This is a genomic window from Stenotrophomonas sp. 05L44_2 (genome assembly GCF_056665995.1).
This window is the reverse complement of the sequence record NZ_JBFTNR010000344.1, coordinates 1-7,121: the sequence shown is the minus strand read 5'-3', so window position 1 is coordinate 7,121 and position 7,121 is coordinate 1. Positions and strand designations below refer to the sequence as shown.

The window sequence follows — 7,121 nt, the reverse complement described above, 5'->3', positions numbered from 1 at the left end:
GCGGGGTGAGATCACGCCCAAGCTGCGCTGGGACCTGAGCGCCTCGTATGGCCGCAATGCCATCGACTACAGCCTGGACAACTCCATCAACGCCTCGCTGGGCCCGGACAGCCCGACCTCCTTCGACCTCGGCCGGCTGACCCAGACCGAGAAGAACGCCAATGCGGACTTCAACTACGAATGGGACGTGGCTGCGCTGTCGAAGCCGGTCAACGTCGCCTTCGGCGCCGAATTCCGCCAGGAGACCTACCAGGTGCGCGCCGGCGACCCGGCCTCGTATGCGGTGGGCCGTGGCGCTGCGGCGGGCCTGGAAGCCAATTCCAACGGCGCGCCGGGCTTCTCGGCCAGCCAGGCCGGGCAGTGGAGCCAGCGCAGCAAGGCCGCCTACGTGGACATGGAAGTACCGCTGGGCGAGCGTTGGAGCATCGGCGCGGCCGGTCGCTATGAAGACTTCTCCAGCTTCGGCAGCACGGTGGATGGCAAGCTGTCGGCACGTTTAGCGATCACCCCGGACGTGGCGCTGCGCGGCACGCTCTCCACCGGCTTCCGCGCGCCCACGCCGGCCCAGCTCAACACCACCAGCACCACCCAGGGCCTGGACACGCGCACGCTGCAGATCTTCACCAGCGGCCGCCTGTCGCCCAGCGATCCGTTGGCGCAGCTGCTGGATGCCAAGCCGCTCACCCCGGAAGAATCGCGTACGGCCTCGCTGGGCCTGACCTGGCGCACCGACCTGGGCCTGTCCGGGTCGGTCGATGTCTACCGGATCACGCTCAGCGACCGCTTCAGCCAGTCGGCCAGCTTCGCCATTCCGGCCGGCACGCCGAACCCGCTGGGCTATACCTCGGTGAACTACTTCACCAACGATTTCGACACCACCACCACCGGCGTGGATGTGGTCGGCAACTACCTGCGCGACCTCGGCGCAGGGCGGATGACGCTGACCCTGGCTTACAACTACAACCAGACCCGCGTCGACAACGGCAGCACCTCGGTGGCCACCAACGAGACCCAGCGCGTGCTGTTCGAAGACCGCCTGCCCGAGCACAAGGGCAGCTTCACCGGCAGCTGGGACGTCGGCGCGTGGTCGTTGATGGCACGCGTGCGCTATTACGGCAAGTGGACCGACTCCACCGGCAATGCCACCGGCGATATCTACCAGCAATTCGGTGCGATGACCTTCCTCGACCTGGCCGTGGGCTATCGCATCAACGAACACCACAGCCTGCGCGTGGGCGCCGACAACGTGTTCGACCGCTACCCGGATGAAGCCACCTTCCAGGCCAGCCGCGGCCTGATCTATTCGCGCAACGCGCCGTACGACACCGACGGCGCCAACGTGTACGCGCAGTACCGGCTGACCTTCTGATGGACAGCCGCCGCCGTTCCCTGCTGCGTGCCGGCGCGCTGCTGCCGGCCAGTGCGGCGCTTGCCGCGCTGGCTGCTCCGGCGGCCGCGCGCTACGCTGTGCCGATGGACATTCCTGCACCTTCCACGACGCCGGATGTGCTGGCCCGTGACGAGTCGTACTGGGCCGCCGTCGCCAGCCACTTCGACATCACCGATGAAGTGAACCACCTGGAGAACGGCTACTGGGGTGCGATGGGCAAGCAGACCCTGGCCAGCTACCAGCGGCATACCGCCGAAGTGAACCGGGGCAATGCCTGGTACGGTCGCCACGCGTTCCCGGCGCAGTACCTGGCCGTGCATCGGCAGGTGGCCGACATGCTTGGCGTCGGCGCCGACGAGATCGCGCTGACCCGTGGCGCCACCGAAGCGATGCTCGCGCTGATCGGCGGCTACAACCGGTTGGCCGCGGGCGACCAGGTGCTGTACGCCGACATCGACTACGACAGCATGATCAACGCGATGCGTTGGCTGCAGCAGCGTCGTGGCGTGCAGGTCGAGCGCATCGCACTGCCGGTGGTGCCCACCCATGAGCAGATCCTGCAGGCCTACGATGAGGCGTTCGCGCGCCTGCCGCGCCTGAAACTGGTACTGCTGACCCAGGTCAGCCACCGCCATGGGCTGGTGCTGCCGGTGGCCGAGCTCGCCGAACGTGCGCGGGCGCGCGGCATCGATGTGATTGTCGATGCCGCACATGGCTTTGGCCAGATCGACTACGCGGTGCCGGACCTGAAGGCCGATTTCGTTGGCATCAACCTGCACAAGTGGATCGGCGCACCGGTGGGCGTGGGCGCGATGTACGTGCGCAAAGGACGCGTGGCCGACCTGGATCCGTACATGGGCGAGACCGACGACGGCCGCGTGGGCAGTCGCGTGCACACCGGCACGGTCAACTTCGCCGCCTATCTGGCGCTGCCGGAGGCCATCGCGCTGCATCAGCGCATCGGCGCAGCGAACAAGCAGGCGCGGCTGCGCTACCTGCGTGAGCGCTGGACGGTGGCGGCGCGGCAGATGGCGCATATCGAGGTGCTGTCGTCGCCGGATCCGGCGTTGGCCAGTGCATTGGCCAGCTTCCGCCTGCGTGGCCATGCCTCGGTGGAAGACAACCTGGCGCTGCAGAAACGGCTGCTGGATGAACATCGGATATTCACCACCCATCGCGATGGCCTGGACTCCGGCGCCTGCGTGCGGGTGACACCATCGGTGTTCACCCGCCCCGCGCAGATGGATGCGCTGGTGCAGGCGTTGGCCGCGCTGGGGTAGTGCCGGCCGCTGGCCGGCAACCTCATGACCGTAGTGTGCATGCCCTCATGACCGTAGTGTGCATGCCGTTGCCGGCCAGCGGCCGGCACGACCAGATGCAACACCCATCCACGCATGGCGTGAACGGGCATTGCCAACCAAGGTTGGCATCTACCGGAACAGGCCCAGTAGATCCACGCCATGCGTGGATGCCCTTCCACTASCGGTCAATCGCCGGCAACGCATCGGACAACAACAACCGATCGATCCGCCGCAGCGCGTTTTCCAGTTGCCGCCGGTCCGCAGCCAATCCCAACGACAGCCGCACMCCGCTCGCGAACGGCGCGCCCGGCGGACAGAACGCCGATGAAGGCGCGATCGCCAGGCCCTGCAGCTGCGCCGTACGCACCAGCGTGGCGTCGGTCCACGGCGCTGGCACCCGGCACCACGCATGCAGCCCATCGGCGCGCTCCAGCAACGAGGGCGCCAGCAGATACCGCGCCATCCGCGTGCGCTCGCGCGCTTCCTCGCGTACCTGCGCCAGCAGCGCCTGCGCCGAGCCATCCAGCAGCAGCTGGCTGGCCAGCGCGGATACCAGCGGATGGCCCATCAACCGCGTGGCACGCAGTGCGGTGGCCATCGCCTCGGCATGGGCGGCGCCCGGGCATTGCACGAACGCGGTACGCAGGCCAGGGCTGATCACCTTTGAAAGCGTGGCCACATGGAACACGTGTCGCGGTGCCAGCGTCGCCAGCGGAATGGGCGCGGTGACGGCCAGGTGCCAGTACGGATCGTCCTCGATCGCCAGCAGGCCTTCGCGCTCCAGCACGCGCGCCAGCGCTTCGCGCCGCGTGGTGGGCACGGTCAGCGCCGTCGGGTTCTGGCAGGTGGGGTTGAGGTAGACCAATCGCGCGCCACATTCCCGCGCCCGGCGGGCCAGCGCCTCCGGGCACATGCCGTATTCGTCGCCCTCCACCGTGACCAGCCGCCGTCCCAGTGCGGCGGCGGCCTGCAGCAGACCCGGATACACCAGCCGATCGCAGAGGATCGCATCGCCCTCGCGCCCCTGGCTGAGCAGGATCGCCGCCAGTGCCACCTGCGCGCCTTCGGTCAGCAGCAGGCGAGCATCGTCCACCGTGCCCAGCATCGGCTGCAGCCAGCGCGCCGCCGCGTGGCGGTCGGTCGGGTTGCCACCGCCCAGGTGATAGGTCATCAGGTTCGGCGCATTGCTGCGCGCAAGCACCGCCGCTGCGCCTCGACGCAGCATTTCCGCCAGTGCATCGGCGTCGGGTACCGGTGGCACGTTCATGCTGAGATCCACGGCCTGATCAAAACCGGCCTTGGGCGGCGCGATGAAGCTGCCCTGTGGCCCACGTGCTTCGATCAGTCCACGCTTGCGCGCTTCATCGAACGCACGGGTCACCGTGGTCAGGTCCACGCCCAGCTGCTGTGCCAACGCGCGCTGCGAGGGCAGCCGTTGCCCGGGCGCCAGGCCACCGCGATTGATGGTGCGTTCCAGCGTGTTGACGATGCGCAGGTAGATCGGGCCGCTGTGCACGTGCACGTCCTGCACCCAGCCCAGCCCTGCAATGCCAGGCCCTGCGACATCGGGTCGCGGCATGTACGGAGGATGTCGGGGCGTATCGTTGCTTCCAACGGCGGGAGCCTGTCCATAACCATCGGTCGGTTCGGACAGGTGACCGCCGTTGTTGTTTGTGGCGGCTGCGCCAGCCAGCGTCGGTGATGTCATCGCGCGTCCTCAGCGCTGGGCCTGCCAGGGGCAATAGCAGCCCACGGCAAGCAGTCCTTTCGGGCGCACGGTTTCCCCGCGCACCAGTTTGTCCAGCAACGGTTCGACGAAGCTGTTGGCCGAATTGCAGACCATGCCGATGCTGTACGGGCCGGCATAGGCAAGGCGGCCCTGGCGGTCCCAGATCGCCACCGCCGGGCTGGCCGGAATGTTCCCGATGCCGTCGATGGTCGGCAGGGTGATCACCTTGCTGCGCAGCGGCTCAGGCAGTTCACCCTGGGTGCCGGGGCGGCGGATGGCATAGAAGTCGATGCCGGCGCGGCGATACATGCTGATCAGGTAGCTGAGGTGGGCACCGGTTTCGCGGTTGCACACGCCGCAGGCCGGGTCCCAGAAATGCACCACGCGGATGCGGCCGGTGTTACCGGCCAGTTCCGCCGGCAACCGCAGCTGCGAGTCATCGAAGACGATGGCCTGTTCGGCGAACGTGGACTGCTCGCCATAGCCGAAGTACTGCCACAGTGCCGCCGCCACGCCGGCCATGAACAGGCAGGCGAGGGCGATCATCACCGGCAGCATCGAACGGCGTGGGCGCGGCGCGGCTGCGCCCATCAAGAGCCGTCCGCGCCGAACTTGTGCACGTACTGCTTGCGCATCTCGCGGCAGGAGTCGGCCTGGGCGCGGCGTTGAATCTCGCTGCGCGCCGCGTCCTCGCTGCGGTGCAGGCACTGTTCAATGGCGTGGCGCTCGGCGGCCTGCACATCCACGGTCTGCGGTTGCAGGCAGACCCAGGCCAGGGCGGCCAGCATCAGCACGACGAACCCGCCGCAGCCGGCCATCACCAGGTGGAACTTCAGTTTGTCGGCGGCCATCTGCGGCACATCCTCCGTCCATACATTGCATACAAGATATCATCTTGTATGGGCATGGCCCACGGGATGGCTCAGACGATCGCCGAATGCCGCGCGTCGGGCGCCTCGGACAGGATCTCGTTCAGCTTGGCCAGCGCGCCGGCCAGTGCCTCCTGGTCCACCGCACCGCCCAGCGACAGGCGAATGGCGTTGCCCGGTGGCGGTTCCTCCACGCTGAAGGCATCGGAGCTGGCAATGCCCAGGCCCTGTTCCTGTGCCGCCTGGATCASCCGGTACTGGTCCAGCCGCGGCGGCAACGGCAGCCACACATGCAGGCCGGCCGGGTGGGCCCGGCGGCGGGCGGGCAGGTAGCGGGCAGCAATGGCCTGGCGCTCGCGCAGTTCCTGCTGGAAGCGYTGCACCATCGCCTGCGCCTGGCCGGTGCGGATCCARTGCGAGGCCACGGCSACCATCGACTGGGTGGGCATCAGCGCGATCGCACGCAGGGCGTCCAGCACCGGCTCCATCGGCTCGCCGCCCGGCACCACCAGGTAGGCCGTGCGCAGGCCGGGGGCCAGGCACTTGGACAGGGTGGAGATGTAGTAGACCGGGCAGCCACCGTCGGCCAGCGCGGCCAGCGGCGGGGCGGCATCGCCGGCCAGCAGCCAGTAGGGATCGTCCTCGACCACGGTCAGTTCGTGCCGCCGTGCCACCGCCAGCAGGGCCTGCCGGCGCTGCGCCGACATCGTCGCCGTGGTCGGGTTCTGGATGGTCGGCACCAGGTACAGCAGGCGCGGCCGGCGCTGCTGGCAGGCTTCGTCCAGGGCATCGGGCAGCATGCCCTCGGCGTCCATCGCCACCGGCACCACGCCCCGCTGCAGCACGCGCGCAGCGGCCAGCAGGCCCGGGTAGGTCAACTGCTCGGCGGCGATCAGTTCGCCCGGCTGGGTGCGGGCCAGGATCAGTGCGCACAGCGCAGTCTGCGCGCCGGGGCAGATCACCACCCGCTCGGCGCCCACCGGGCCGAGCACCGGCGCCAGCCATTGCACGGCCGCAGCGCGGTCGTCGCGGCTGCCGGCACCGACGTGGTAGCTCATCAGCTCGCCCTGGCCCAGCTGCTGGCCCAGGTGCTGGAACCCGGCCTCCATGCCCTGTGCGAACGGCGCGCTGCCCAGCAGCGGCGGGATGTTCATGCTCAGGTCGACCGAGGTGCTGCGGTTGCCGGCGGACATCGCAATGAAGGTGCCGCCCGCGCCCTGCGCGTCCAGCAGGCCGGCCTGGCGCAGTTCGGCGAAGGCGCGGGTGACCGTGGTCAGGTCCACCCCCACCTGCTGGGCCAGGTCGCGCTGCGGCGGCAGGCGATCGCCCGGCCGCAGCACGCCATCGTCCACCGCCTCGCGCACCTGCTGGGCGATCTGCAGGTACAGCGGTCCTGCGCCCTCACGGAAGGGGCGGACCCAGGTCCGGTTGGGGTGTTTCAGGCGGCGGCCGGCAGCAGGAGGCGTCATCGGTCGGATTTTTCCATACGTGCAGATGCACAAGTCCATACAATGCTGTATCTTGTATGGGCTTGATTGGAGTGGCTCGCCTGTTTGTAGGCGACCTCGTACCCACAGTGTAGCCGCTCCACGCCCGGGCGCTGCGCGCAGGCGAGCCGGTCAAGCGCGCATCTTCAACAGGGTTGACCACCAATGAATATCTGCTGGAACCGCATCCGCCTGGCGCTGGTCGCCCTGGCCTGCATTGCCCTGACGGGCTGCGATTGGGTGCTGCTGGATTCGAAGGGCATGGTCGGGATCGCACAGCGCGACCTGATCCTGATCTGCATCGGCCTGATGCTGATCGTCGTCGTGCCGGCCATCGTGCTGACC

The 7,121-nt window shown here is 68.5% G+C and carries 6 protein-coding genes and 1 pseudogene; 3 read left to right on the top strand and 4 right to left on the bottom strand.

Translation table 11 applies throughout. The features are described from left to right. Together AC1VAN_RS13010 and AC1VAN_RS13005 are read left to right on the top strand one after the other, a co-directional pair. Nucleotides 1–1,369 (top strand): TonB-dependent receptor domain-containing protein (locus AC1VAN_RS13010; RefSeq protein ID WP_480985939.1); only part of this gene is annotated, 1,369 nt, incomplete at its 5' end. Beyond that, nucleotides 1,369–2,670: an aminotransferase class V-fold PLP-dependent enzyme gene (locus tag AC1VAN_RS13005; protein WP_312962753.1), complete on the top strand. Its 1,302-nt coding sequence runs from the start codon at nucleotides 1,369–1,371 to the stop codon at nucleotides 2,668–2,670. The genes AC1VAN_RS13010 and AC1VAN_RS13005, both read left to right, overlap by 1 nt. A gap of 199 nt (nucleotides 2,671–2,869) precedes the next feature. Here the strand turns inward: AC1VAN_RS13005 and AC1VAN_RS13000 are convergent, their stop codons facing one another. The 4 genes from AC1VAN_RS13000 to AC1VAN_RS12985 form a co-directional block, all read right to left on the bottom strand. After that, nucleotides 2,870–4,399: an aminotransferase-like domain-containing protein gene (locus tag AC1VAN_RS13000; protein ID WP_312965719.1), complete on the bottom strand. Its 1,530-nt coding sequence runs from the start codon at nucleotides 4,397–4,399 to the stop codon at nucleotides 2,870–2,872. A gap of 9 nt (nucleotides 4,400–4,408) precedes the next feature. Next, a complete protein-coding gene (locus tag AC1VAN_RS12995; RefSeq protein ID WP_312965720.1) occupies nucleotides 4,409–5,011 on the bottom strand; it encodes a DUF6436 domain-containing protein in 603 nt (200 codons plus the stop codon). After that, entirely contained in the window at nucleotides 5,011–5,271 is a 261-nt protein-coding gene (locus AC1VAN_RS12990; protein WP_032976966.1) for a hypothetical protein, read from the bottom strand. Before AC1VAN_RS12990 ends, AC1VAN_RS12995 begins: the two co-directional genes overlap by 1 nt. A 71-nt stretch (nucleotides 5,272–5,342) precedes the next feature. Further along, on the bottom strand, nucleotides 5,343–6,758 hold the full coding sequence (locus AC1VAN_RS12985; RefSeq protein ID WP_480985938.1) for an aminotransferase-like domain-containing protein: 1,416 nt from the start codon (nucleotides 6,756–6,758) through the stop codon (nucleotides 5,343–5,345). 183 nt (nucleotides 6,759–6,941) lie between these two features. On the opposite strand from AC1VAN_RS12985, the pseudogene AC1VAN_RS12980 reads away from it, so the two are divergent. Beyond that, nucleotides 6,942–7,121 (top strand): annotated as a pseudogene (locus tag AC1VAN_RS12980) (cytochrome o ubiquinol oxidase subunit II); the annotation flags it as partial.

Coding starts and splice junctions, on each gene's coding strand:
- AC1VAN_RS12995 (WP_312965720.1), bottom strand. CDS start 5,011: ATGGGCGCAGCCGCGCCGCGCCCACGCCGTTCGATGCTGCCGGTGATG.
- AC1VAN_RS12990 (WP_032976966.1), bottom strand. CDS start 5,271: ATGGCCGCCGACAAACTGAAGTTCCACCTGGTGATGGCCGGCTGCGGC.
- AC1VAN_RS13005 (WP_312962753.1), top strand. CDS start 1,369: ATGGACAGCCGCCGCCGTTCCCTGCTGCGTGCCGGCGCGCTGCTGCCG.